Origin of the sequence: Paenibacillus sp. FSL L8-0708, from assembly GCF_038009325.1 — a bacterium.
In the GTDB taxonomy this organism is placed as follows: domain Bacteria; phylum Bacillota; class Bacilli; order Paenibacillales; family Paenibacillaceae; genus Paenibacillus_AQ; species Paenibacillus_AQ odorifer.
The window spans coordinates 7398575-7423611 of record NZ_JBBPBC010000001.1 but is presented as its reverse complement, the minus strand read 5'-3'; the positions used below and the strand labels follow the sequence as shown (position 1 = coordinate 7423611).

Here is a 25037-nt window from a genome sequence, read left to right as displayed (position 1 = left end):
TTTTGAAGGAGTGTTTAGTTATGAAGGCACCTTATATATATGATGTCAGTCTACCTTCCGGTTACGATGAGAATCGGGTTTATCCGGTTATCTTCACCTTGCATGGCAAAGGTTCCAATGAGAAGAATATGTTCGGGCTTGTTGAGTCCTTGTCTGAAGAATTTATTATTATCGGGATTCGGGGAAATATGATTTTAGGGGCAGGATTTCAATATTATGATCTCAAAAGTCTAGGTCATCCCATCCGCGAGCAGTTTGATCAGGCTGTATCGCAATTGCAGCAGTTTATCGAATACGCCACCGACAAATACCCTATAGATGCTAAACACCGTTATCTGCTTGGCTTCAGTCAAGGAGCCATTTTGTCCATGACTCTCGCGCTTACAATGGGGAATTTGCTTCGGGGAATTGTAGCGCTGAACGGTTATGTTCCGGGGTTTGTGAAGACGGATTATGAGCTGAAGAGTGTGCAGGAGGTATCGGTCTTCATCTCGCATGGTGAATATGATTCTGTATTTCCAATTTCAGTGGGGACAGAAACAGCCGCTTATTTCGAAGGTCTAACCCCATTATTAACCTTTAAAGCTTATCCTTCGGATCATGGTGTATTACCGCAGAATCAGCAGGACCTGATCGCTTGGTTACGGCAGAACTTAGGGAGTGATAAACTATGATACCTTCTTACTTTATTGCCCATGGTGCTCCTTCTCTGGTACTTGATAACAATGCATATACGAAATTTCTTGGGGAGCTCGCTGAGAGGAATGTCAAACCGAAAGCGATAGTTGTATTTTCTGCACATTTCGAAGAACACACACAATCGGTTGGAGTTATGGAGACTTTCGACACCATCTATGATTTCTATGGCTTCCCAGATGAGATGTATCGAATGACTTATCCTGCCAAAGGGGACAATGAGGTTGCACAGCAAATTATGTCTTTGTTCCACAAGAATGGGATTGTCAGCAAATTTAATACAGAGCGTGGACTAGATCACGGAGCTTGGGCTATTCTTAAATTAATCTATCCGAATGCAGATATTCCTGTCGTGTCTTTGTCAGTTAATCGAGAGCTGTCCAATGAACAGCAATATTTAATGGGTAAGGCTTTATCTGAGCTGCGTGAGCAGGATATTATGATTATTGGCAGCGGTGGAACCGTCCATAATTTGCGTAGCGTGAAGTGGGGAATGGAGAACGTCGAGAAATGGGCGGAGACATTCGATGACTGGCTGCAGCACAGGTTGGAAGCTTGGGATACAGAGTCGCTATTTAACTATCAGGAGCTTGCTCCTTATGGCGTTGATGCAGTGCCGACTAATGAGCACTTTATCCCCTTGATAATAGCTATGGGAACTGGCGATAAAGGGAAAGAAGCGAAGCTGCTGCACCGAAGTTATCAGTATGGCAATTTAAGTCTTAGCTGTTGGGAGTTTAATTAAGAAGGAGGCATTAATGATGGACTTGGGACTTCGTGGGAAATCAGTTTTCGTAGCCGCAGCAAGTAAAGGGTTAGGACTCGCAACTGCGCTGGAGTACGCCCGTGAGGGAGCGAAGGTAATGATCGCCAGCAGGAGTATGGAGCAGCTTGTAGACGCACAGAAAGAGATTCAGGCAGCCACAGGACAGCAGGTGAACATGGTTCAGATGGATGTGACTGTCCCAGAGGATATCGTACATGCTATTCAAACGGCTGTAGCCCTAAACGGTGGGCTTGATATTGTAGTGACCAATGCGGGGGGGCCTCATGGCGGAGGTTTCGCTGATATGGTTGACGCGGATTGGAACCAGGGGTTTGAGCTCACACTGATGAGTACCATTCGTTTGATCCGTGAATCACTGCCGCATCTGCGCTCTTCTGGGGCAGGGCGAATCGTTAATATAAGCTCGATTTCTATCAAGCAGCCTATTGAGGGGTTAATTCTTTCCAATGTTTTTCGCGCTGGCGTGTATGCCTTGACCAAGAGCTTGGCTACTGAGCTGGCTGCGGATCGCATTTTAATTAATACGATCGCACCAGGGCGTATTGCAACCGACCGGATTCTTCAACTAGACGGCAAACGTGCACAAGCAGAGGGGATCCCTATGGAGCAGATTCAAGAGGAAGCGCTGCTGCAAATCCCGTTAGGAAGATTGGGCACGCCCGAAGAATTCGGCAAGGCTGCTGTTTTTCTAGGCTCTTTTGCGAATACTTATGTTACGGGACAATCTCTTTTAGTCGATGGAGGAATGGTGAAATCGCTCTAACCTCCGGCGTTATGGGTAGGCTTTGAAAGGTTATGGAAAAATTAGTAATTTGAATATTAGTTGCTTTGTGCTCTAAATAAGCGTATGATGGAGCGGTGGTCTAAATCGTAAGATTTACGAATTTTCCTACGTTTATTAGGTTATTCTATATATAAACCTACAGATCATTTGGATAATTTACCATAAAGGCTCCACGAATTTATTCAGAAGGAGGACGATCAGAATGAGAGAAGGCATACATCCTAAGTACAACCAAGTGATTTTCTTGGATGCAAGCGTAGGCTTCAAATTCTTGAGTGCATCTACTAAATCATCCAATGAAACTATGGAATGGGAAGACGGCAACACTTACCCAGTGCTCCGTGTGGACGCAAGTTCCGCATCCCACCCATTTTACACTGGTAAACAAAGAGATACAGAACAAGGCGGCCGTGTTGACAAGTTCAAACAACGTCTTGCACAAAAGAAATAAGAATCCTTACGGATTGAAGAGGGACAACCCATGTAGAAGCAATCGCTTCGGGGATGTCCCTTTTTTGTGTTCAGGCATGTTAAAATGAGATGAATTTAAAAATATACATGGCGTCGAGGGAGCGATCAGTGATGGAAAATGTAATAAAAGTAGATACAGTCCTAAAGAGTGAAGACGTTCAGGAGTTTAACTTATGGTTCAGCTTGAATAGCCGGATTATGCTCAACTCTTTTAGCGTAGTCGCTTACTTTATGATTTTGTTATTAATTACTAAGGATTACAGTACTCAAAGCATCTCAATCCTGGCTGTGACTGCTATAATTCTTGCCGCTGTCTTATGGTATATGACCAAGGCAAGCTTGATCAAAAAATCGAAAAAGGCGTTCAAAACAGATAACCTAATTCAGCAACCGCAAAATTATACGATTTCAGATGAAGGCATATCTTATCTTTCCGAAGCGGGCACTGGGCAAGTGAAGTGGGAAGAGATACATAAGATAGGTGAAACTACGAACTTGTTTGTGTTTTTTGTGTCCACACAGAGAGCGCTGATTATCCCTAAACGTTTCTTTGAATCGGCACAAGATAAAATAACATTTAAGGATTTAGCCAGAAAATATATGTTCTCCAATCGGGTGAAATTTAAAGCATAAGATGTGCTGTTATTGTTGATTCATTTGTACCAAGGATTAGGCTATAATGATAGGAGCGACTTGAAAAATAGGAGAAATATGGCATGCCATGGATTCAGGGATATCCGTATTACTTATTAATGGGCAGTGTTCTAAGTCTGTACATGGGCGTCAGCTCCTATCGGCACCGTAAGTTAGCAGGGAGACGCTATTTGTGGATCTTAATGCTGTTAGTCAGCCTTATATTTGTTGCAACGGCGGGAGAGATTATGTCACCCTCTTTTCAGTCTAAGCTGTGGTGGAAGAATGTGCAGCAGGCTCCGCTTTTTTTTAGTGCGCTCTTTACTTATGCTGTGGTAAAAGAATACGTATCTCCTTCCACAGGGCGCCTGCCCGTGAAGCTTGCCATCTTCTCTATCCCTATTGTTATGGATGTACTTCTTATTTTTACGGATAGCTATCATCATCTGATGCGCAGTGAAGTGTCCGTCCTGACGGTCGCGGGTGTTAGTGGAATTGCTGTAAAGCCTACGCTCCTTAGTATGGCTTTTATTGCGTATGATCAGCTTTTTGGGCTATATGCGGTCTGCTTGCTGGCAGTTTCCCTACTGAATACCCCGAGAGTTTATTTGCGGACTAATATCCTGCTGTTGGCGGGTTTGCTGGTTCCGGTTATTTCCGTCTTTTTACTTCCCCTCTTGAAGATTACCATTACAGGTTTTACGGCGTTTACTTATTTGCCTGCGATTATAGCGGCTTATTTCGCACTTTTTGTTAGCTCCAAATTAACCATCTTCCCTCTAACCAAAAACAAAATTCTAGAGCACATGAAAGACGGCGTAGTTCTGACTGACCGTTATGATAATATCATTGGCATAAACGATGCGGCGACTGCTATTTTATACGACATTACCCGAATAGCGAACGATAACTGGATGGGAAAAAACATTGATCTTTTTATGAAATCTCACAAAGACATTGCAGCTCATTACAGTCAGAGGACAGAAGGACAGTTTGAGGTAGTTTGTTCTGGCGCAGGGGAGCTCTGTTATGGGGTTTCTTTAATTGCTACGGAACATGCGGCAACAGAGAATAAGGGTATGCTTATTGTGTTTAGTGATCATAGTGAGAAAAAGCGATATGAGCGTGAACTGGTCTATCAGGCAACGGTTGACGATCTGACAGGGCTTTATAATCGCAGGCATTTCATGCAAAGGGTCCAGAATCAAACGATCCCGGATGGATTAGGGTTGGCTCTGCTGCTATTTGACATCGATGATTTTAAATTAATTAATGATACTTATGGTCATTTAGCGGGCGATCAGGCGTTAGTTGATTTCTCGAATAAAATCCTTCAGGTATACCAGAATAAAGGTATTGCTGGAAGAGTAGGTGGCGAGGAATTTGCTGTATGCTTTTTCGCTGAAGATAAACGTGCAGCCTTAAAAGAAGCAGAGGATTTTCGTACAATGATGAGTGATTACACGATAATCTTGAATGAACAGGATAGCATTCATCTTACCGCAAGTATCGGAATCTCTTTTACGGAGCGTAGAGAGGTGACTTTCGAAGATTTATATCGGGAAGCGGATGAAGCGTTATATCACTCTAAGAATACAGGGAAGAACAGAGTTACGTTAGGTCGTGAACCGATCATAAGAGAAACAGTAAAGGGATAAGAACATTGAAGATAAAGGAGTGTCCTAATGAATCTGACTGTTGATGAAGTGATGAGCAAGCTTGAGGAGATGGGTACAGAGCAGACGAAACATACCTTTTTACGACATGGCGCTGTGGAACCTTTATTTGGAGTAAAGGTAGGAGATATGAAGAAGCTGGTTAAGGATGTGAAAAAAGATCAGAGTCTGGCAAGGGCTTTGTATCAGACAGGCAATTACGATGCAATGTATTTGGCTGGGCTAACGGTCAATCCTAAGACTATGACGAAGGAAGAGCTTCAAAGCTGGGCTTCGGCGGCCAACTGGCATGCAGTAGTGGAATATATAGTATCCCCTCTCGCCGCAGAGAGTCCATATGGATTGGAACTTGCGAGAGAGTGGATTCGTTCCTCAGATGAACTAATAGCTATTTGCGGCTGGAGCACTTATGCCAATTACATTTCAATTACACCGGATGATAAGCTGGACATTGCTGAGATTAGGGAGTTGTTACAACAAGTGGGTGCTACTATTCATCAGGAGCGAAATCGTGTCCGTTATACGATGAATACTTTCGTAATTATGGTGGGCAGCAGTATCACAGAACTGCATGAGGAGACAGCAAAGATCGCAGCAGGTATAGGTAAGGTCCAGGTGAACATGGGACAAACCGCTTGTAAAGTTCCCATGGCTGTTGATTATATTGCTAAGGTTGAACAGGCTGGGAAGCTTGGTGTGAAGAAGAAAACTTGTATTTGCTAAGTTAGATATTTAGGTAACCCTTCAAGGTGAAAGGCACTTGTGGGTTTTTTTTTATTCCGGGAAAAACAAGTGTTTCAACCCTGCTGAAATTGTTTAAATTAGCCACAGCCAAAACTTACATAGAAGAATAAATAAAGCCGTAGTTCAAGTAATCCTTTGTAATGATGTAGAATAGGAAGGGGTTTATAGTTAGAAGACAGGACGGGGGCTAGTTGTGAACAAACGCCGATTTACATTGCAGTATAAAATACTGTCAATTACAGTTTTAATCGTGATCTGTCTATTAGGATTTGTTTTTGTCATGCATGGAAGAATTAATGAGCTGCAGCGGGAGACCAGCTTTATTTCTCATCAGGACCGAGAGATTACTAATTTGGCTAATCTGATCGAAAAGAATGTTTTAGATATGGAAACGGGCCAACGTGGATATGTCATCACTGGCGATAACAAGTATCTGGAGCCCTACAATTTGGGTAAGGCTGAATGGGAAGCTAATTATGATAAGCTTTACGTGCTGACTGCTAATGATTCCTTTCAGCTTCAGCGACTTGTGGGTATCGAAAGTGATATTAAACAGTGGATCAAGCAATCTGGTGATTATTTGATCCAGTTAAAAAAAGAGGGACAGGAAGCTGAGATCCTAAGATACTTCAATTCAGACGATGGCAAAGATCAAATGGACCGGATTCGTAATCAAATCAGCGCTTACCGCGAGACGATGAATGAGAACACTAACAGCCTGATAGCTAGACAAGCAGACAAGAATAAATTTCTGCTTGAGCTTCTTTATATTGCTTGGGCATTTATAGCAGTTACTTCCATAATTGCCTCATGGATCAATTCACGCGCCATCGTTAGTACGATTCATAAAGTTACCCATACGATTGTGGGTTTAGATTCTATCGAGGATAAGAAGACAAGGATAGAGATTACCACAAATGATGAAATTAGAGATCTGAGCATAGCAACGAATCATCTGATAGACATGCAACAAGAGCGGATATGGATTCAAGATAACGCAAACGATTTATTGGCTAGGTATCAGGGTATAACACAAATCCCGAAACTGGGGGACATTTTTCTTGGCAAAACAGCAGAAGTTATTGATTACCCATATGGTTCCTTATATGTGCGGACACAAGAACATGAGCAGGACTTTTTAAAAAGAGTCTCTACTTTTGCCGGAAACAGCAATTTCCCGGATTCGCAGACCTTCTATATCGGTGAAGGACTAGTTGGACAATGTGCTAAAGAGGCACGTCTGATGCATGTACAGGAGCTGCCGGAGTGTTATATCAGTATTGAGTCCGGGCTAGGCGCCTCTGTACCGAAGTCGCTGTTGCTGCTGCCAATTTCTTTCTCAGGTGAGGTAGTTGCTGTGGTGGAAATCGCCTCCTTTGCTCCACTTACGGAACTGCAGATCAGGTTCTTGAAATCTATTTCGAATGCGTTTGGCTCTGCCATTAACAGCACGATTAGCAGTATGAGAATCGATCAGCTGCTGGAGCAATCTCAACGTCTTAACGAAGAGCTTCAAGTATATACGGAAGAACTACAAACTCAGTCAGAGGAGCTGCAGATCCAGACAGAGACGCTGCATGCAACGAATAGAAAGCTGGAAGATAAGAATCTGCTTGCAGAACAAAAGTCAGTTGAGGCAGAAAAAGCACGAACGGAGCTTAGTCAATATGCAGAGTTATTGCAGCAAAGCTCACAATATAAGTCGGAGTTTCTGGCTAATATGTCTCATGAACTGCGAACTCCGCTTAACGGCATTTTGCTGCTCTCGGAATTTCTTATGGAGAACCAGTCGGGAGCCTTAAGTGAAGAGGATATTGAATTCTCAAAAGCTATTCATTCTTCGGGACAAGATCTGTTGGCGTTGATTAATGACATTCTGGATTTGTCCAAGGTTGAGGCGGGGAAGCTGAATATTGAAATTGAAGCGATAAATATATCGGAGATTCCGGAGGCGATGACTCAGAACTTCAGCCAGCTTGCTCATAAAAAAGAGATTCCTTTGCACATACAGCTAGGAGAGGACTTACCCCCGTTGTTTTATTCGGATGCTCAAAGGGTGCGGCAAATTATTATAAATCTGCTGTCCAATGCGTTTAAGTTTACAGCGGAAGGTGCAGTCACTCTGGAAATCCGTTTAGCAACTAAGGACGAGCTGCTGGATTTGGCAGATTTGGGTGTTGGGGTATTTATTGCCTTCGCCATCAAGGATACTGGAATTGGGATTTCAGAAGACAAACAGTCCATCATCTTCGAAGCATTTCAACAGGCGAATGGAAATACAGAACGTCAATATGGGGGAACTGGGCTTGGTTTATCCATATCCAGAGAGCTGGCAACCTTACTTGGTGGTAGAATTACGCTGGAGAGCCAAGAGGGTGTGGGCAGTGTCTTTACAGTGTATTTGCCTTTGCAGCTTGAGGCTCCAAGCCTTGAGGAAGTGGCTGATCAAGCGACTGTTATTCAAGAGATCGGGAGTGGAGTGGTACTTGCCGCTACAACGGCTGAGGATACACTTACTGACTTCACTTCTCTGAATCAAAAGCATGTACTTATCGTGGATGATGATGAACGGAATTTGTTCGCTTTATCAAATACTTTAAGAAAGCGCGGGCTGCATGTAACTACAGCTACTAACGGAGAGAGCGGCCTGTATGAACTGGAGCAAGCAGCTTCTATAGACATCGTTCTTATGGATATTATGATGCCAGTGATGAACGGGTATGAGGCAATCAATCGGATCAGACAAATGCCCGCGAAGAAGGATATTCCCATCATTGCACTGACTGCAAAAGCGATGAAGGAAGATAAGGCTAAAATCCTACAGGCTGGGGCAACAGATTATCTCAGTAAGCCTGTTAACTTGGAGCGTTTATTAGCGTTGATGCAATTGATACTGGCTAGCGATTCATGAGCTAGACCTCCAACTTCGGACAACTCGAGTGAAGTTGCGCGAACGAAGTAACTATAATCTGCTCTGCTATCGGACACAACTGACCGTTAACGCAGCTTTTTACCACATTTGTAATTCTAACGGACCCCACTGACGCTATTGGCATAAAAAACATTGAATATGCCCCTCTTTTTAATGAATAGTGGCGCTGGAGTCCGAAACGCTGCTCTGAAGGCAGAAAATTCGCAAATAACGTCAGCTGGGTCCGTAAGGCTCGCGATTATGATCATCCCAAACTCTGCAGCAAGGCAAGTAAAAGTGTGACCAAGCGTTCAGCCGGCCTTCGTTTACCTCACAAATCGGCTGAAGCGAGTCAGCCAACCTATAGTCTATAACGCAAAACAGCGATCCTCCCATAACGGAAGGATCGCTGTTTTAATGTCTCTTTGGAATATTTTTAATAAGATTCTAGTGTCTCTCTTATTGTTGCGCAGAATCTACTACAACTTTGACAGCTATGCCGATGGGTGGCAGGCTTCTGGTCAGCACTGGGCTGTAGAATCCGATAACTTTTGTGCCTTTAACAAGCTCGCTGCTTTTAACAGCTTCGCCGTCTTTGTTAATGAGCACTGTGTCTTCGCTAATGCGCAGTACTACTTCTTTTTGTGACAATTCGCTCAGGCCACTACCTTTAACAGTGATACTGATATTTCCCTTATCGTCTTTTTGAACTTCTTCAATAGTACCAGCAGTACCTAGAAGATCATCTTGTTTTTGCTTATCCAGAACGGTGATTTTGTAAGTTGGTGTTTGTGGCGGAAGACTCATAGTCATGACCATGGAGTGTTCTGCTTTTACTGTCATCCCGATATGGAGATCTTTGAGTGCAATTTTAGTGCCGTCAGCCATCTCAATAGCCGTATCTTCCCCTACATTTAATACGATTCCATCCGTACCTACACCTTGGATTTGAACGGATTGGTATTTACCACCATCATAGACTGCTGTAATCACACCAGTCTTAGTCATGTGCTGCTCGGCGGCATTTGTGTTGATCACAATGGAATCTCCCTTCACAGTCATGTTTTGATGAATTACTTCGCTTAAAAAGGAAGCTGGGACATACAAAGTGGAGTCAACCAATTGTGGTGCAGTTCCAAGTGTTGTATTCATTTTGTTGATACTATAACGATCTTCTCCAGCTTTCACTGTAGTGAATACAGCGCCATTGATAAGTTCAACGGATTTATTCTGTGCATTCCAGGTTAATTCAAATCCAAGGGCTTCAGTAATTGAACGTAGTGGTACCATCGGCTCTTTGCCGCTTGTGCTTTGGAAGCCTGTTTCTTTAATAGTCGATCCGTTGATTTCAATCGCAAACGTCTTTTGATTAACGCTAGCGGAGGTTTGTGTAGCCTCATTTTTAGCAGAAGTTGTGTTGGGTGCAGCATAAGCTGCTCCTGTAGAAAGTGCTAGGGACAAAGTTAAAAGAACTGTACTTGTTTTTAAAATGTTGTTCATGGTTGTGAGCTCCTTTTAAAATCTTTTGTTAGTGTTGTTATTATTCTGACGGGACACCCCTCCAAAATGTTGCAGTTTTATTGCATCCCGATTGTAATCTTCATTCACTGCAAATATAAAAAAAGCATAAGACCCCCCAGCTATATGTAGTAATATGTAAGTATTAACAATCGCTCACATAAGGAGGCGCTATGGAGTCATTCAAAGATCGACTGAGATTCATGAAGGTACAGCAGGACGGGCTGATTAAGGAATATGAGGCTCTGATCGCGGAATATGAAAGTCACGATCTGGTCAACGAGAATGAATACTTGAAGAAGCAATATGAGAAGCATAAGCTCGCTTTGGTCGAGCTAAAGACTCAGGTAGGTAAGCTTCAAGAAGAGAATACTGAGCTAAGAGTTGCGCTAACGGAACAAATTTTAGATGAAAAGCTGGGCATTCTTAAAGTGTCGAGGCAGAAGCTGCAAACTTATTTTGCCTCTAGAAGCCACGCTCATACGGATCGGCTGACGGCTTTTGAAGTGGAGACGAAACGCCATATTCAGCAGCTGTACCACACAGCCTCCAGGCAGCTGGGTGAGGAACAAGCAGAGATATCCAGTCGACTCGGGGCGTTGGCGGCAGAATTAAATGAGCGTGTGCTGGCACAGCGGCAGAGACTGAGGGAAGCGGAGCTTCGCCTCAACTCGGGCATGGATAATGGATTACATGATTTTGCTTCGGAAGAGATCAGTGAAGAGGTGCTTAAGCGCCGAAGAAAACAAAATCAGATCGAAATGAAGATTGGACTAAGCTGGATTAACAAGCTGGGTATTCTGCTGTTGATTTTGGCGGTGGGGGCAGGCTTCCGGTATACCTATTCCAACTGGTTCACAGGTTATATGAAGGGAAGCGCTTTTTTTCTACTGGGGTTATTGATGCTGGGAGGCGGGGAGTGGTTATACCGCAAAGGAAAGGGCACCTTCGCTTTAGGGCTGCTTGGCGGCGGGATTTCGGTGCTGTATGGCTCTATTTTTTATAGCTATTTTCTGCTTGATATTATTAGTATATATGTAGGGTTATCCTTGTCTGTACTCGTTACTTTAACTGCGGTACTCCTGTCTTTAAGGTATGAATCACGGAGTATTTGTGCGCTGGGCTTAATCGGAGGATATCTGCCCTTATACTCTTATCTGGGGGCGTTTGGCCTTTCGGGCAACGCGGTTTATGTGGCTATGGGTTACTTGTTTCTATTGAATTTATTCATCTTATTGATTTCTTTCCGCAAACGCTGGAACGTTGTCAATTATATCAGCTACTTATTTAATACACCCTCCATGCTCATATTAATAGCTTTGTCGGATAGCAACGGAATTAATATGTGTTATGCTGTTTTGACTTTTGCGATGTATCTGGGAATTACCTTGTGGTACCCGTTCAAATATCGTTCCAAGCTGTCCTGGTGGGATTTCTCTCTCTTAGGATGTAATACGTTTATTAGCTGTCTCACCTTGTATATTTTATTTATGGATGCAGGACTGAAGGATTACAATGGTGCACTGGCGTTGCTTTTCTGCCTGCTGTATCTCGGTCTGGGTCGAGGGCTTGAGAAGCTGATGCCACAGGAAAAAGAAAGCATGCTGCTGTTCTATGCCACTTCACTGACCTTCGGCATATTGATGATTCCATTTCAATTTGGAGCGGCTTGGTGGTCCATCGGTTGGCTGATTGAGGGCGTCGTTCTTACGCTGTATGGCAATCTGAACCGCTTTAAGGGGATGGAAAGGGCGGGCTGGGGCATTATGATGCTCTGCCTTGTAGTATTCTTCTGTCTAAATGTACCGACGCAGTGGGTTGCAGACTATCAATGGACGAATTTTAGAGATGTCTACTTCCCGCTAAAATATGTCTTTATCACAGCAGGCATGCTGATTGTCGCGGTGTTGTATGCTGTTCAGCATAACCGTAAGGATGCTCTTCAGCGCAGCGAACCTTATGAAATCACCTTAGCGTTGTGGTTTAAATATGCGGCATTATTAAATTTCTGGATTTACGGCTTGTATGAATCGGGAAGATTGTATCATCTGGTTGTACCGGAGGATTTTGCGCATAGAACCTTCTATTATTTGCTGCTGTCCGCTGTATGGACCTTGGTTCTGGCTTACGTGCTGCCAAAGGTGAAGGTCCTGTATGACACGATTGTTAAATATTTTGTGAGACTTCTGTTTGGGATTGGCTACGTCATTTGTATAGTGATTACAGTAGGTCTGCCAAGTCTGCAAAATAATTTCGCGCAAAATACAGCAGCTGATTATATCGCACTGGCCGTACTGATTATCTTTAATATCTTCGTTTGGTTTAGCGGACGTGATCTGCTGATCGCAGCGCTGAATCGCCAGTTTAAGAGTATGGAGATCTATCCTGTTTTCATGGCGATTTATTTACTTGGCATTATCACCGCTTTCCTAGGAGTGCAATTGCAATTGAGTGATGCAGGGTTAATTTTTAGTCTCATTTATCTACTATTAGCCGTTCTGTTTATCATGTATGGCTTCCGCAAAAGGTATGTGTACATCCGGCGCTTCGGCCTTGGATTAACGCTGCTGGCCACGGGCAAGCTGCTGCTCTATGATTTGGGTCTGCTGAATACTGGCAGCAAAATCATAGCCTATGCCAGCTTTGGCATCTGCTTGCTCGGCATCTCCTATCTCTATCAAAAGGTGTCAAACCGGATGGAGGAGGGCCAGACAACCACCGACAATGGCAATGGTACTAAGGGATAAAACACAGAGAGAATAATAGGAAGGAAGACGGTGGATGTACGAGACTTATATTTTCGACCTGTATGGCACATTAATCGATATTCAGACAGATGAGGAGAAGCAGGAGGTATGGGATCGATTATCGCTCCATTTCGGATATCAGGGGATGTCCATAACAGGAAGTGAGCTACAGGCACAATTTCTGCGGGAGAGGGATTTACAGCTCACCGAAGCCGCACGGAATTGTCAGTATCCAGATTTCGTAATGGAGGATGTGTTTTGTTCTGTGGCCCGTCAATTGGGTGGGGAACCGGATCAAGCGTGGTTACATGAAACGGTTAGATGGCTGCGGACATTATCGATGATCCATATCTCACTTTATGAGGGTGTGGTTGAAATTCTGCAAACATTAAGAGAACATGGCAAAAAGGTGTTTTTGCTCTCCAATGGCCAGAAAACCTTTATAGAAGCAGAATTAACGATGCTGGGTATTCTTCCTTTATTCGATGGTATTGCCATCTCCTCCGAAGCAGGAGTGAGTAAGCCAGATCCGCTATTTTATCGTTATTTAGTTGAACATTATGGAGCGGATTTGCGTTCGGCCATCATGATCGGGAATGATCCCCGTACGGATATTGCAGGGGCGCTAACGATAGGAATAGATTCCTGTTACATTCGTACGGCTTCTTCACCCCACGATACGACTGTGGAGAGTACTCAATCGATTTGGGACGGGGATTTGCGGAAGATCCCCGGATGGAACGCTTAGACACACAAAAAGTCCCCGTAACCGGATTCTTGCTGACCGGTTACGGGGACTTTTGTATGTCGGGCGTTCGTGACTAGAGCGCCGGTAATTTATTTAGATTACACCTTCAGCCAGCATAGCGTCGGCCACTTTTTTGAATCCAGCGATGTTCGCTCCTGCAACAAGGTTGCCGGACTGTCCATATTGCTCGGATGCATTTACAGATTGTTCGTAGATGGAAACCATGATTTCATGCAGCTTCGTATCTACTTCTTCAAAGCTCCAGGACAACCGCATGCTGTTTTGTGCCATTTCAAGCGCAGATACAGCTACGCCGCCAGCATTAGCAGCTTTAGCAGGTGCGAATAGTACGCCAGCTTGTTGGAACTGATGAATAGCTTCAAGGGTGGATGGCATATTGGCACCTTCGCCTACTGCTTTTACACCATTCTCAATCAGTTTCAATGCCATGGCTTCATCAATCTCATTCTGAGTAGCACTCGGAAGGGCGATATCACAAGGAATGGTCCAAATTTGCGTGGAATCTTCAGTATACACAGCGTTAGGATGCTCATTCACATATTCACTAATCCGTTTTCTTTCGACTTCTTTCAGGCGGCGGACAGTTTCGAGGTTAATCCCATTTTCGTCATAGATATATCCGGCGGAATCACTACAAGCTACGACTTTAGCGCCTAGCTGTACAGCTTTTTCGATCGCATAGATCGCTACGTTACCAGAACCGGAAACAACAACGCGGCTTCCTTCAAAAGAAAGGCCTTTTGCTTTCAGCATCTCGTTTACGAAATAAACTGTACCGTAACCAGTAGCCTCTGTCCGAGCCTGACTTCCGCCGTAACCAATACCTTTACCAGTCAATACGCCAGCCGGATATCCTCCGCGGATCCGCTTGTATTGTCCGTACATGTAGCCGATCTCACGACCACCTACACCGATATCTCCTGCAGGAACGTCTTGGTCAGGACCGATGTAATTTTGCAATTCAGTCATGAAGCTTTGTGCAAAACGCATGATTTCGCCTTCGGATTTACCTTTAGGATCAAAGTCGGAGCCGCCTTTACCTCCGCCGATGTGTTGGCCGGTAAGAGCATTTTTGAAGATTTGCTCGAAACCAAGGAATTTGATAATACTAGCATTAACGGATGGGTGAAAACGAAGTCCACCTTTGTAAGGTCCAATTGCACTGCTGAACTGTACACGATATCCACGGTTAACTCTGACCTTACCTTGATCGTCTGTCCAAGGAACACGGAACATAATCAAACGTTCTGGCTCAACCAATCTTTCCAGAATGGCATTTTCCTGATACTTAGGTTCAGCAGCGAGGATTGGAAGCAATGATTCAAGGATTTCCTTTACGGCCTGATGAAATTCGGGCTCAAAAGGATTACGCGCAACAACCTGTGCGTATACGTCTTCGATATAACGATGTGCCTTGTTGCTGTTTGTGTCTAATTGCTGGGTAGATACAGAGCTCATGAATTCAACCGCCTTTTCTAGTATTCATTTGGTCCAACACTTTTTTTATATTTTGGCACAAGTCAATGTTCCTCACAACTGTTTTTATTAAATAACTTACTTCAAGTGGAACGTTATAGACGCTGGGATGATAAGAAAAGTGTGAATAAACCGCGGTATACTTCGCGTAATGACGCGTTAAAGCGCGAAATATGCTACAATGATTGTGTAATAATTGTAAGGAGATGAAATTTAAAAAATGAGTGACAAAGTAAATGAGCAGGAGCTAGTAAATGTATTATCTGCCAAAACCAAAGTGGAGCCGCAAATCATCCGCTTAGTATTGAAGCATGAACAGACCTTTATCAATAAAGCCAAGGCGAACGCCAAGGGTGAGGTAGACATCGACAGCGATGATCTGGTCGACTATGTCACTGCCCAACGTGATGTGAAGCTGGATGAAATCACAGTAGAGACCATTCTTGATGCAGAAATGGATTACTTGATGGATAAAGGATTGGCAGGTTATATCGACTAACATGGGTGTTCGTCCGGCTCGGCTGCTGCTGCTGTTTATAGGCAATAAGAGCCGGAGTGAAAATTAAATAGGCATACGCATTGCTTTTAGTGATTTAGTGTGGTACAATGAAATCAATCATAAATTTAACCCTTAATTCACATATTGTAAAAGGTTATCATTTGTGCGTATGAGTCCTTTTCCAATGTGTGAATTTTTATTTGTTCGTACACTACGTAGGAATAAAAGGACATGTGTTAAATAAAATATTGGAGGTAATATCATGCAAACAGGTACAGTGAAATGGTTTAACGCAGACAAAGGATTCGGTTTTATCGAGGTTGAAGGTGGAAGCGACGTATTCGTACACTTCTCCGCAATCACAGGCGACGGATTTAAATCTTTGGACGAAGGCCAACGCGTTGAGTTCAACGTAACTCAAGGCGCTCGTGGACCACAAGCCGAAAACGTTGTAAAACTGTAGTTTAAAAATCAGGCTGCCCTTAACACAAGTTGAGGGCAGCTTTTTTTATTTTCATAGTATGAATCTGCCCCTAATAGGGTAGCGATATCGTCTCGATTCGATCCAAGGAGGGGTACTTATGTATTTTCGTAAAAAAGCACTGGAGGAACTTCCGCAAGAAGACACAGCTATTTGGTCCTGTACCAAGGAAGGTTGCACAGGTTGGATGCGCGATAATTTCGCCTTTCAATATGTACCTACCTGCTGGCAATGCAACTCTCCCATGACTAGAAGTATGAAGATACTGCCAACGCTTGTGAATACGAATGCAGACATGAAGGCCATGAAGAAGGGCATTTCGATTAAGTAATCGAAGAAGCTAATATACTCAAACAGCTGGACCCTTGGACGGGAGCAGCTGTTTTTTTGTTTGAGTATTTTATTTACTGTGCAGTAATTTCTCCCATTCCGTTAAGGTTATGTTCTCTGAAATATGCTTCAGATGTTCAGGAACCTCTACGTGGCACATAAATTCCAAGCTGTTGCCGTCAGGGTCGTTGAAGTAGACAGAAGCATTTCCTTGATAAGCCCGGATAAAAGGCTCAACAGAAGTCCGGTTGCGGAACGGAACAGCCTCTACACCAATCGATTCCAGCCATTGCAGTGATTGCTTCAAATCCTCGTAAGTGACACGGAAGGCAATATGCCGCAAGGACGGATGGTATGGGGTTTGGACCTCCTGGCCTTCCCAAAGACCAATCCAGCTTCGACCTTCCTCGATCCAGAAGAATACAGTTTCTTCATCCCGCCAAGCCATTTTCAGACCTAATTTTTCATAAAATTCGATGGATACTTCAAGATTGCTTACTGGTAAATGTGCTTCATATAGTCCTTTGATCATTGGATAGCACCTGCCGGTCTGCCGATTTTGCGGGCTAAGTTCAGGAATGCTTCTAATACTAGGTGGATGCGATCTTCGATTTCTCGCCCGCCCTCGTATCCGTCGTACCCGACCTCGAAACGCTTGCGTTGCAGTCCACCGATGGAGATCCAGTCTGGTGTATTGATGCCATGCAGGTTGCGTACGATGGCTTGCAATTGAAGTAATGAGCTTATCCCTACCGCTCCCCCGGCTGAACTGGCGGATAACACAACTTTACCGTTGAAATGCGCCTGGCCTAGATGATCAATCGCATTTTTTAATACGCCACTTACCGAGCCGTGATATTCCGGAGTAACCAAGATTACTGCATCCGCTGCTAACATCTCTTGTTTAAGCTCGTTTAAATGTTCATGCTCTGTGTAAACCTCGTCTGGTGAATAAAAGGGAAGTGGGCGTTTGTAGAGATCAAACACGGTAACCTTTTCTCCTTGCTGACTAATGAAATGGGCGGCATGTTCTGCCAGCTTCGTGCTGGTTGCTTCTTTTCGATTACTGCCTGTCAGGATCATCACTTTCATCTGTATCCACTCCTATGTGAGGTCAGTTGCTATAAACCAATGATAGTTGAATCGGCCTCTGTTAACATCAGCACATGGAATGAACATACATAATAAAAACGCTCAGCCATTGTGCTGAGCATCTAAGACTAAAGTTGTAGAGGAGTTTTGATTCTAGGCGTTATAGCCGCCTTTCAATGCGAAAATGGCAGCCTGAGTCCGATCCGCTAAGTTTAGCTTTCCGAGAACGTGGCTGACATGGGTCTTAACGGTTTTTTCGGTGATGACCAGCTTGCTGGCAATCTCTTTGTTGCTCATACCGAGCGCAATCAGGTCTAATACTTCTTGCTCGCGTGGGGTAAGAAGCTCTAATCCGGTGATCGCAGCAGGTGTTGTGTTTGGGCCGTTCGGATCGGAAGTGTTAAGTTTCAATTGCTCTAGTGTAGAAATCGCCATTAGATTCATCAGTTGGCTGGCAGCCTCGGAATGTAGCTCCACTTGCCCGTTATGTACCTTACGGATCGCAACTACCAGCGCTTCTGGTTCTATATCTTTAAGCAAATAACCTTTGATTCCTACGCGGATAGCCGGGAGTACATGATCCTGATCCGAAAAGGAGGTCAATACAATGACCTTGACCTGCGGGTGGGAGATCCTCAGCGCTTGAGCGGTCTCAATGCCGTCCATAATGGGCATATGCAAATCCATTAATATGACATCCGGGTTCAAATCAGCTGTTCTTTCCAGTGCCTCGCGGCCGTTGGAGGCCTCCCCAATCACCTTGATATCGGGTTGTGTGGAGAGAAATACTTGCAGCCCACGGCGTACCATTGCATGGTCGTCTACTAATAATAAGTTTATCGTCATTTATGATCACCCGACTTCATGTAGATTGGATGGGCAGAGGTATGGTTGCCTCAACCGTTGTGCCCTGATTTTCCACACTGTGGATATGAATACGACCGGAGAGAGCTTCTGCTCTTTCCTTCATAATATGCAGACCAAGAGATTCATTAGTGTCTGTGTTAGAACGCCGTTTGGCCCCGCCTTTACCTTGGTCGGCAACGCTCAGTACCACCTCGGCTGCATTCAGATGCAGAGATACCTCCGCTTTAGAGGTTCCGGAATGCTTCCGTACATTATTGAGTGCTTCTTGGCCAATGCGCCACAGCCCTTCCTCCACGTTGCGGGGAAGTTCGTGAACACCGCTCCGTTGCGTCTGTATCAGCAGCCCTAGCTGCTGGCCATGAGCCTGCAGCGCAGTCAATAAACCGGCTTCCAGTCCGGCAGGCCGAAGCTGCATAATTAATGCACGCATTTCTTTGAGTGCAGACTGGGATAAAGCTTGAATATCGCGGACAGCCTCAGTAGCAGGATGGGAGACATGCTCCTGCTTCAGCATACTTTCCACGCCTTTGGCGGTCATTGAGAGGGAGAAGAGGATCTGGTTCACGGAGTCGTGCAGGTCACGGGCCAGACGATTCCGCTCGTCAAGACGCGCAATTTCGCGGCGTTTCTCTCCAAGCTGAGCACTTTCCAATGTAGCGGAAATATGCTCAGCGACAGCCTCAAGCACCTCTCCATCCGCAGTTGCGGAGGCTAGTGCTTTGGGTGAGGTGATCAGTAGAATTCCTGCACCTTGTGCGGCAATCTGCCGAAAGGGCACAGCGAGCATCACGACACGCTCCGCGACAGGTTGTTTAGAACAGCAGGACTTCGTAATTTCCTGCTCTTCATCAGGGGTTAATGTCGCAAAGCGTTGTCCTTTTGTGATATCTCCTAGACGTACTTTAAAAGAATCCGAGAGCTCGAAGGGAGCTATTTCCGGCGTTATATTAGCCGCATAGGCAGCATGGACTTCGAATTGTCCCTCATGCTGCCCGATAATCGCTGCAAAGGGCCAATCGAAATAGTCGCCAATCAGGGCGGCGCTTTTCTCGATCAGAATACTGGGCGAGATACATTGGTTGGCGGTTAGATTTAAAGCTGCGCTGAATTCGCCTAATTTGGCGTACAGATTCGCGCGGCGCTGCTCGGTGCTATATAACTGCATCCGTTCTATAGCACTGCCAATTTGCAAAGCCACGGATTGCAGCAAAGCCAGCTCGCTGTCGGCGTAATGTGCTTTGCCTGGTGCGGCCACATTCATAAGTCCCAAGTAACGCTCACCTGAATGCAGCGGGACGGTGGCGTGGTGGGTGATGCCCAGCGTGTCGCCCCAGTTATACTGCCTGGCGTTACTCAGCCGCTTGCAGCTTAGAATGTTAACGGCATGCTCGAGCCGACCGTCCCATAGGCGGCTTAGGCACCAGCAGCTTCCGCACTGCATTGGTTGTTTATTGTCGCGCTGTAGTGCAGGTGGCAGGCCTCGATCAGCGGCACACTCATATTCCATGTATTCTTCGCTCAGGAAGATCCAGCCTGCAGTGTTTCCGGTTAACTCAAGTAGCTTGCCCATGACTGTGTCGAGCATGGGTCTGAGCTCATTGGAACTGTTTAAAGTCTCCGCAATCGTTTTGAGCGTCAGTAACTCATGGATTCCGGTTTCCTCCGGCATGAAGTTCTCTCCTTTAGCTTTGTGAATTATGTTCTATCTATTGTAACGTAGAATGGTTCCTTCATTCTCAAATTTTATGTAATGTTGGCGTAAATAAATAGAAGGTTCCTTAAGATCTGATATGACCTTAAAGAACCCTCTGTATATACATATTAATTTACAGCTGCAGGAGTAGCGGAAGGTGTACAGTGTTCTGGAGCTTCGTGTTCGATAAGTCCATGTTTCTCCCAAGCTCGGCTCTTCCAGCGGAAATACATAATGACGGCTCTCACCCACTCATCGACCGCAGTAGCAATCCACACGCCGGCTAACCCGAGATCAAGTTGGAACACCAGGAAATAACCAAGAGGTAAGCTCATGCAGACCATGGAGATCAGTCCCATATATACAGGGAATTTGGCATCGCCCGAGGCACGTAAAGAGTTAATGATAACCAGATTGGTTGTGCGCCCGGTTTCCAGGAAGAAGCTAAGCAATATGACCTGCGCCCCCATCCTAATGATGTTCTCATTGTCTGTGAAAAGCCCGAATAGCGGTACCCGGAAGAAAATCACCACAGCATCTATTATTACGGTAACCAGCAACGCCCACTTTACACTGGTGAACACACGCTTATAGGCTTCATCAGGTCGTCTAGCTCCCACGAGATGTCCTACAACGATGGAAGTTCCCATAGAGACAGCTACACTGAATAAATAAATATAATTGGAAATATTAAGCGCGTACTGGCGGGTAGCCATAGCTTCAGCGCCTAAATAAGTAATATACAGTGTGAATACAAGCTGGCACGACTGATAAGTGATGGATTCAAAAGCGGACGGGATGCCGATTTTGAGAATTTGCAGCACGTATTTTTTAGAAAGATGAATGTAATAGGTTACTTTCACCCGTACCTCCATCACTCTGTAGAGCAGCAGGAAGAATAGGATCAGGCAGATAAAGCGACTCATCACTGTTGAGATAGCCGCACCCTCCACACCTAACGCCGGAAGTCCGAAATGACCATAAATGAGCAGGTAGTTGCCCACTACGTGAATGATATTCATCAGCAAGGATACGACCATCGTCTGTTTGGTGAAACCGTGAGTACGGATAGTAGTCGCCAGAGCATTAATTAATGCTTGCAGAAAAATACCGCCCCCAACAATATTCATATAGGCTTTGGCGTAAATGAGGATATCCCCTTTTACATTCAGCGCAGTCAGTAGCGACCCTCCGAATATCAGCAAAAACGTACTTAGGAGAATGCCGACTAACAGGTTTAGGGTAATAGCATTGCCGGTCACTTGAGCGGCTTCCAGAGGTTTTTTGGAACCGAGATATTGGGAGACCACAATAGCTGCGCCATTACCAATTACACTGAGGACTAAAATTGCTATCGCAATGATCTGATTCGCTGCGCCGACACCAGACACGGCATCGTCGGACACTGAACTGATCATAAAAGTATCCACACTGCCCATGAGCATAAAGAGGAATAGCTCGAGGAAAATCGGCCAGGTCAGTTTGACCAGGTTGAATTCCTGGTGATTATTTTGCTTCATTGTGCACCTTCTTATATTATGATGTACTTCCTAAAATTTCATAAACAAACTGTAATATTAGCACAGCTTTCATGGAAATGCAGTATTTTTACAGAAAAATGACAAAACGTTTTTAATTTAAGTCGAAAAGAGCCCTTTAACCGCACATTAGTATCCTCTAGGTAACTACATCACAATAAAGTGCCTACTTCCCTAAAGGGATGTAAGGAACTACAATTTGTACATGACTTACTAAAATATATTAATAAGGAGTGCAAATAAATATGAAATTACAATTAGCGTTGGATTTAGTGGACATTGCGGGAGCGAAAGAGGTTGTCTCAAAAGTTGCCGAATTTATAGATATCGTTGAAATTGGAACACCTATCGTTATAAATGAAGGGTTACATGCAGTGAAGGCAATCAAAGAGGCTTTTCCAGCTTTGACTGTGTTGGCGGATTTGAAAATCATGGACGCAGGTGGATATGAAGTGATGAAGGCTGTGGAAGCGGGCGCGGATATCGTTACTGTACTTGGTGTTTCTGATGATTCTACCATTAGAGGTGCAGTGGAGGAAGCGAAGAAAACCAATAAAGAGATTCTAGTTGATCTGATTAATGTGAAGGATATCCAAACAAGAGCGGCTGAAGTAGACGCACTTGGCGTAGACTTTATCTGTGTACACTCTGGATATGACCATCAAGCGGAAGGTAAAAATTCTTTTGCAGATTTAAATGCGATTAAGAGTGTGGTTAAGCAGGCCAAAACAGCTATCGCTGGAGGGATCAAGCTAAGCACACTTCCAGAAGTGATCGCCGCGAACCCTGATCTTGTCATCGTTGGCGGAGGCATCACAGGTGAAGCGGATCAAAAGGCTGCCGCAGCAGAAATGAAACGTCTAGTTAGTCAGGCTTAAGATTACAATGGATACAATGAAATATGCGCAGCAAATTATAGAGGAGCTCCAGCGCTCCATATCTCAGCTTGATGAAGAAGAGACTGAGCGAATGGCTGAGCTGCTGCTTCAGTCCAATAAGATCTTCGTGGCTGGAGCGGGCAGATCTGGACTGATGGGACGGGCCTTTGCTATGCGGTTAATGCATGTTGGTAAAGAGGCTTATGTTGTAGGCGAAACGGTGACTCCGGGGATTGAACAGGGGGATGTGTTAGTCCTCGGTTCCGGTTCCGGTGAGACGAAAGGGTTGATCTCTATGGCTGAGAAAGCCAAAGGGGTGGGTGCAGAAGTTGTTGCCGTTACCATTGCGCCGGATTCGACGGTTGGACGTTTAGCGGGCTATACAGTGAAGCTGCCGGGATCTCCAAAAGATCCGGCCAGTGGAAGCTACAGCACGATCCAGCCGATGGCTTCTTTATTCGAACAGACGATGTTGGTCTTTTATGATGCTATTATTCTGCGAATGATGGAGAAGACGGGGCAGACGAATCAGCAAATGTTCGGCAAGCATGCTAATTTAGAGTGAACGTACAGAAACGAATGCCTTCTTATAAGGAGGTTATTCGTTTTTGTGTTAGTATGATAACAGGAGAGAGGAGGCGCTTTAGGTATGGCAACCGAGATTAAAGATCGCATAAACTTGAAGGAAATTAACTGTGAGAAGGAATTGACGCTTGCGGTGATCGGAGGGAAATGGAAGCTGATTATCCTCTGGCATCTAGGGCTTGAAGGGACAAAGCGATTCAGCGAGCTGAAGAAGCTAATTCCTCATATCACGCAAAAAATGTTGACCAATCAGCTTCGCGAGCTCGAAGAGGACCAGCTGGTTCTAAGAAAAGTGTACGCTGAGGTTCCGCCAAAAGTAGAGTATTCCCTGACATCATATGGCCAAAGTCTGCTTCCCGTCCTTCGATTGATGTATGATTGGGGTAAAAATTACGGAGAAAACGTGATCTGGAAGGACACGCCGCCGGAAGAAAGATGCTAATCGAATAGCCTATGAACATTAATAATCCCTGAGAGGTCTGGATCGGCCTCTACAGGGATTTTTTGGTGTTTTAAAGGAGTGATGCGGATAATACTTTAGGCTTTCTGTTCGAATAGCTTAGCAATCTCCACGATAACATTTACCGCTTTTACCATATTGTCCGCAGACGCATATTCGAATTTGCCATGGAAATTCTCGCCTCCGGTGAAAATATTAGGTGTCGGCAAGCCCATGTAGGAAAGCTGCGAGCCATCTGTACCTCCGCGAATCGGGCGGATGATCGGTGTGATGTTAAGGTTCTCCATCGCCTCATGGGCAATATCGACGATATGACGCACTGGCTCGATTTTTTCACGCATATTGTAATATTGGTCCTTCATTTCAAGCACGATGTTCTCTTCACCATGGATGTTTTTGAATTCTTCTACGACAGCTGAGAGATATGCTTTACGTGCCTCGAATTTCTCACGGTCGAAGTCGCGGATGATATATTGCAGCTTGCTGAATTCAGGTGTGCCTTCTATAGAGCTTAGGTGATAAAAGCCTTCATAACCGTCTGTATATTCGGGCGCTTCCTCAGCAGGGAGTCTGAGATGAAGTGCCATGGCGATTTTGGCGGAATGAATCATCTTTCCTTTTGCAGTACCAGGGTGAACATTAACGCCGTAGACTGAGATTTTGGCAGACGCAGCATTAAAGCTTTCATACTCTAATTCTCCGAGTGGACCTCCGTCTACAGTGTAAGCATAGGAAGCATTAAAAGCGGCTACGTCAAATTTATGAGGCCCGCGGCCGATTTCTTCGTCTGGTGTGAAGGCAACTCTAATCTTGCCGTGTTTGATTTCTGGATGTTGAATGAGGTAATGCATGGCGGTCATAATCTCAGCAATACCGGCTTTATTATCTGCGCCAAGCAGGGTCGTGCCGTCGGTTGTAATTAAGGTGTGGCCTTTGTATTCCGCCAGCTCCGGAAAGCTCGCTGTGGATAATACAACATTCAGCTCTTTATTCAAAAGAATATCTTGACCATCATAGTTCTCGATAATCTGTGGCTTCACATTCGTTCCGGTAAAATCAGTCGCTGTATCCAAATGGGCTAAAAAACCAATGGTCGGAACATCCTTGTCCGTATTCGCAGGGAGTGTCGCCATAACATAGCCATGCTCGTCCACCTGGACTTCCTCCATGCCGATTTCCTTAAGCTCTTCAACCAGCTTGTGGGCCAGAACCATCTGTCCCGGAGTGGATGGGCAAGTCTCATTATCTTCATTCGATTGGGTATCCATTTGTGCATACGAAATAAACCGTTCTACAACCTCTTTCTTCACCTTGGGTCATCTCCTCTTTACTATTGTATATATATAGTATCACTTTCCATATAAGGTCTCATCCCTGAGGAAGAAGATTGAGGTAATATTTA

At 44.7% G+C, this 25037-nt stretch carries 24 protein-coding genes; 16 read left to right on the top strand and 8 right to left on the bottom strand.

Going from position 1 to position 25037, the window contains the following annotated elements; all coding sequences use genetic code 11:
* The first annotated feature begins 20 nt into the window (after positions 1-20).
* From NYE58_RS34760 to NYE58_RS34725, 8 genes are all read left to right on the top strand, one after another.
* Positions 21-674: an alpha/beta hydrolase gene (locus NYE58_RS34760; RefSeq protein WP_076218251.1), complete on the top strand. Its 654-nt coding sequence runs from the start codon at positions 21-23 to the stop codon at positions 672-674.
* Complete coding sequence (locus tag NYE58_RS34755; protein WP_076218250.1) at positions 671-1441, top strand: DODA-type extradiol aromatic ring-opening family dioxygenase; 771 nt, start codon at positions 671-673, stop codon at positions 1439-1441. Before NYE58_RS34760 ends, NYE58_RS34755 begins: the two co-directional genes overlap by 4 nt.
* 16 nt (positions 1442-1457) lie before the next feature.
* Positions 1458-2246, top strand: coding sequence for an SDR family oxidoreductase (locus NYE58_RS34750; protein ID WP_076218249.1), 789 nt, complete (start codon positions 1458-1460; stop codon positions 2244-2246).
* A gap of 223 nt (positions 2247-2469) precedes the next feature.
* Positions 2470-2718, top strand: coding sequence for a type B 50S ribosomal protein L31 (locus tag NYE58_RS34745; RefSeq protein ID WP_036682161.1), 249 nt, complete (start codon positions 2470-2472; stop codon positions 2716-2718).
* Positions 2719-2849: 131 nt separating this feature from the next.
* A complete protein-coding gene (locus NYE58_RS34740; protein WP_341004112.1) occupies positions 2850-3371 on the top strand; it encodes a YcxB family protein in 522 nt (173 codons plus the stop codon).
* An 83-nt stretch (positions 3372-3454) separates the two neighbouring features.
* A complete protein-coding gene (locus NYE58_RS34735) occupies positions 3455-5029 on the top strand; it encodes a histidine kinase N-terminal 7TM domain-containing diguanylate cyclase (protein ID WP_341004111.1) in 1575 nt (524 codons plus the stop codon).
* A gap of 33 nt (positions 5030-5062) precedes the next feature.
* On the top strand, positions 5063-5770 hold the full coding sequence (locus NYE58_RS34730) for a DNA alkylation repair protein (protein WP_076218263.1): 708 nt from the start codon (positions 5063-5065) through the stop codon (positions 5768-5770).
* A 214-nt stretch (positions 5771-5984) separates the two neighbouring features.
* Positions 5985-8702 (top strand): CHASE3 domain-containing protein, encoded by a 2718-nt coding sequence (locus NYE58_RS34725; RefSeq protein ID WP_081386188.1) that lies wholly within the window; start codon positions 5985-5987, stop codon positions 8700-8702.
* 459 nt (positions 8703-9161) lie between these two features.
* Here the strand turns inward: NYE58_RS34725 and NYE58_RS34720 are convergent, their stop codons facing one another.
* Positions 9162-10202 (bottom strand): stalk domain-containing protein, encoded by a 1041-nt coding sequence (locus NYE58_RS34720; RefSeq protein WP_341004110.1) that lies wholly within the window; start codon positions 10200-10202, stop codon positions 9162-9164.
* A 191-nt stretch (positions 10203-10393) separates the two neighbouring features.
* Between NYE58_RS34720 and NYE58_RS34715 the strand changes: the two genes are divergently transcribed.
* Both NYE58_RS34715 and NYE58_RS34710 read left to right on the top strand, forming a co-directional pair.
* The gene (locus NYE58_RS34715) at positions 10394-12967 is read left to right on the top strand and encodes a DUF2339 domain-containing protein (protein ID WP_076276270.1); all 2574 of its coding nucleotides are present in this window, start codon (positions 10394-10396) and stop codon (positions 12965-12967) included.
* 34 nt (positions 12968-13001) lie between these two features.
* On the top strand, positions 13002-13715 hold the full coding sequence (locus NYE58_RS34710) for an HAD family hydrolase (protein ID WP_076219645.1): 714 nt from the start codon (positions 13002-13004) through the stop codon (positions 13713-13715).
* Between the two features lie 93 nt (positions 13716-13808).
* On the opposite strand, the gene gdhA is transcribed toward NYE58_RS34710, so the two are convergent.
* Entirely contained in the window at positions 13809-15194 is a 1386-nt protein-coding gene (gene gdhA, locus NYE58_RS34705) for an NADP-specific glutamate dehydrogenase (protein ID WP_036682144.1), read from the bottom strand.
* A gap of 238 nt (positions 15195-15432) precedes the next feature.
* Between gdhA and NYE58_RS34700 the strand changes: the two genes are divergently transcribed.
* The 3 genes from NYE58_RS34700 to NYE58_RS34690 all read left to right on the top strand — a co-directional run bounded on the left by NYE58_RS34700 (position 15433) and on the right by NYE58_RS34690 (position 16523).
* Entirely contained in the window at positions 15433-15711 is a 279-nt protein-coding gene (locus NYE58_RS34700) for a hypothetical protein (RefSeq protein WP_076276269.1), read from the top strand.
* Between the two features lie 262 nt (positions 15712-15973).
* Positions 15974-16174: a cold-shock protein gene (locus tag NYE58_RS34695; RefSeq protein ID WP_019914790.1), complete on the top strand. Its 201-nt coding sequence runs from the start codon at positions 15974-15976 to the stop codon at positions 16172-16174.
* Positions 16175-16292: 118 nt separating this feature from the next.
* Positions 16293-16523, top strand: coding sequence for a cold-shock protein (locus tag NYE58_RS34690; RefSeq protein WP_036682139.1), 231 nt, complete (start codon positions 16293-16295; stop codon positions 16521-16523).
* 69 nt (positions 16524-16592) lie between these two features.
* On the opposite strand, the gene NYE58_RS34685 is transcribed toward NYE58_RS34690, so the two are convergent.
* From NYE58_RS34685 to NYE58_RS34665, 5 genes are all read right to left on the bottom strand, one after another.
* Positions 16593-17054: a VOC family protein gene (locus NYE58_RS34685; RefSeq protein ID WP_076276268.1), complete on the bottom strand. Its 462-nt coding sequence runs from the start codon at positions 17052-17054 to the stop codon at positions 16593-16595.
* Positions 17051-17614 carry an NADPH-dependent FMN reductase gene (locus NYE58_RS34680; RefSeq protein WP_076276267.1) on the bottom strand — a complete coding sequence of 188 codons (564 nt, stop codon included), beginning with the start codon at positions 17612-17614 and terminating at the stop codon, positions 17051-17053. The genes NYE58_RS34685 and NYE58_RS34680 overlap by 4 nt, the downstream gene beginning before the upstream one ends.
* A 153-nt stretch (positions 17615-17767) precedes the next feature.
* Positions 17768-18460, bottom strand: a complete 693-nt coding sequence (locus NYE58_RS34675; RefSeq protein WP_076219648.1) for a response regulator — start codon at positions 18458-18460, stop codon at positions 17768-17770.
* 16 nt (positions 18461-18476) lie between these two features.
* The gene (locus NYE58_RS34670; RefSeq protein ID WP_076219649.1) at positions 18477-20150 is read right to left on the bottom strand and encodes a GAF domain-containing sensor histidine kinase; all 1674 of its coding nucleotides are present in this window, start codon (positions 20148-20150) and stop codon (positions 18477-18479) included.
* A gap of 152 nt (positions 20151-20302) precedes the next feature.
* The gene (locus NYE58_RS34665; RefSeq protein ID WP_076124068.1) at positions 20303-21694 is read right to left on the bottom strand and encodes an MATE family efflux transporter; all 1392 of its coding nucleotides are present in this window, start codon (positions 21692-21694) and stop codon (positions 20303-20305) included.
* 263 nt (positions 21695-21957) lie between these two features.
* Here NYE58_RS34665 and hxlA point away from each other — a divergent pair, with 263 nt between their 5' ends.
* From hxlA to NYE58_RS34650, 3 genes are all read left to right on the top strand, one after another.
* Positions 21958-22590 (top strand): 3-hexulose-6-phosphate synthase, encoded by a 633-nt coding sequence (hxlA, locus tag NYE58_RS34660; RefSeq protein WP_341004106.1) that lies wholly within the window; start codon positions 21958-21960, stop codon positions 22588-22590.
* Positions 22591-22597: 7 nt separating this feature from the next.
* Entirely contained in the window at positions 22598-23155 is a 558-nt protein-coding gene (gene hxlB, locus NYE58_RS34655) for a 6-phospho-3-hexuloisomerase (protein WP_036682124.1), read from the top strand.
* Positions 23156-23239: 84 nt separating this feature from the next.
* Positions 23240-23617 (top strand): winged helix-turn-helix transcriptional regulator, encoded by a 378-nt coding sequence (locus tag NYE58_RS34650; protein WP_036682121.1) that lies wholly within the window; start codon positions 23240-23242, stop codon positions 23615-23617.
* A gap of 95 nt (positions 23618-23712) precedes the next feature.
* On the opposite strand, the gene pepT is transcribed toward NYE58_RS34650, so the two are convergent.
* On the bottom strand, positions 23713-24945 hold the full coding sequence (gene pepT / locus NYE58_RS34645; RefSeq protein WP_076220750.1) for a peptidase T: 1233 nt from the start codon (positions 24943-24945) through the stop codon (positions 23713-23715).
* Positions 24946-25037: the final 92 nt, after the last annotated feature.

Bases quoted from the DNA above. Each gene is read 5' to 3' on its own strand.
- NYE58_RS34760 (WP_076218251.1), top strand. From the start codon at position 21: ATGAAGGCACCTTATATATATGATGTCAGTCTACCTTCCGGTTACGAT.
- NYE58_RS34755 (WP_076218250.1), top strand. From the start codon at position 671: ATGATACCTTCTTACTTTATTGCCCATGGTGCTCCTTCTCTGGTACTT.
- NYE58_RS34750 (WP_076218249.1), top strand. From the start codon at position 1,458: ATGGACTTGGGACTTCGTGGGAAATCAGTTTTCGTAGCCGCAGCAAGT.
- NYE58_RS34745 (WP_036682161.1), top strand. From the start codon at position 2,470: ATGAGAGAAGGCATACATCCTAAGTACAACCAAGTGATTTTCTTGGAT.
- NYE58_RS34740 (WP_341004112.1), top strand. From the start codon at position 2,850: ATGGAAAATGTAATAAAAGTAGATACAGTCCTAAAGAGTGAAGACGTT.
- NYE58_RS34735 (WP_341004111.1), top strand. From the start codon at position 3,455: ATGCCATGGATTCAGGGATATCCGTATTACTTATTAATGGGCAGTGTT.
- NYE58_RS34720 (WP_341004110.1), bottom strand. From the start codon at position 10,202: ATGAACAACATTTTAAAAACAAGTACAGTTCTTTTAACTTTGTCCCTA.
- NYE58_RS34715 (WP_076276270.1), top strand. From the start codon at position 10,394: ATGGAGTCATTCAAAGATCGACTGAGATTCATGAAGGTACAGCAGGAC.
- NYE58_RS34710 (WP_076219645.1), top strand. From the start codon at position 13,002: ATGTACGAGACTTATATTTTCGACCTGTATGGCACATTAATCGATATT.
- gdhA (WP_036682144.1), bottom strand. From the start codon at position 15,194: ATGAGCTCTGTATCTACCCAGCAATTAGACACAAACAGCAACAAGGCA.
- NYE58_RS34700 (WP_076276269.1), top strand. From the start codon at position 15,433: ATGAGTGACAAAGTAAATGAGCAGGAGCTAGTAAATGTATTATCTGCC.
- NYE58_RS34695 (WP_019914790.1), top strand. From the start codon at position 15,974: ATGCAAACAGGTACAGTGAAATGGTTTAACGCAGACAAAGGATTCGGT.
- NYE58_RS34690 (WP_036682139.1), top strand. From the start codon at position 16,293: ATGTATTTTCGTAAAAAAGCACTGGAGGAACTTCCGCAAGAAGACACA.
- NYE58_RS34685 (WP_076276268.1), bottom strand. From the start codon at position 17,054: ATGATCAAAGGACTATATGAAGCACATTTACCAGTAAGCAATCTTGAA.
- NYE58_RS34680 (WP_076276267.1), bottom strand. From the start codon at position 17,614: ATGAAAGTGATGATCCTGACAGGCAGTAATCGAAAAGAAGCAACCAGC.
- NYE58_RS34675 (WP_076219648.1), bottom strand. From the start codon at position 18,460: ATGACGATAAACTTATTATTAGTAGACGACCATGCAATGGTACGCCGT.
- NYE58_RS34670 (WP_076219649.1), bottom strand. From the start codon at position 20,150: ATGCCGGAGGAAACCGGAATCCATGAGTTACTGACGCTCAAAACGATT.
- NYE58_RS34665 (WP_076124068.1), bottom strand. From the start codon at position 21,694: ATGAAGCAAAATAATCACCAGGAATTCAACCTGGTCAAACTGACCTGG.
- hxlA (WP_341004106.1), top strand. From the start codon at position 21,958: ATGAAATTACAATTAGCGTTGGATTTAGTGGACATTGCGGGAGCGAAA.
- hxlB (WP_036682124.1), top strand. From the start codon at position 22,598: ATGGATACAATGAAATATGCGCAGCAAATTATAGAGGAGCTCCAGCGC.
- NYE58_RS34650 (WP_036682121.1), top strand. From the start codon at position 23,240: ATGGCAACCGAGATTAAAGATCGCATAAACTTGAAGGAAATTAACTGT.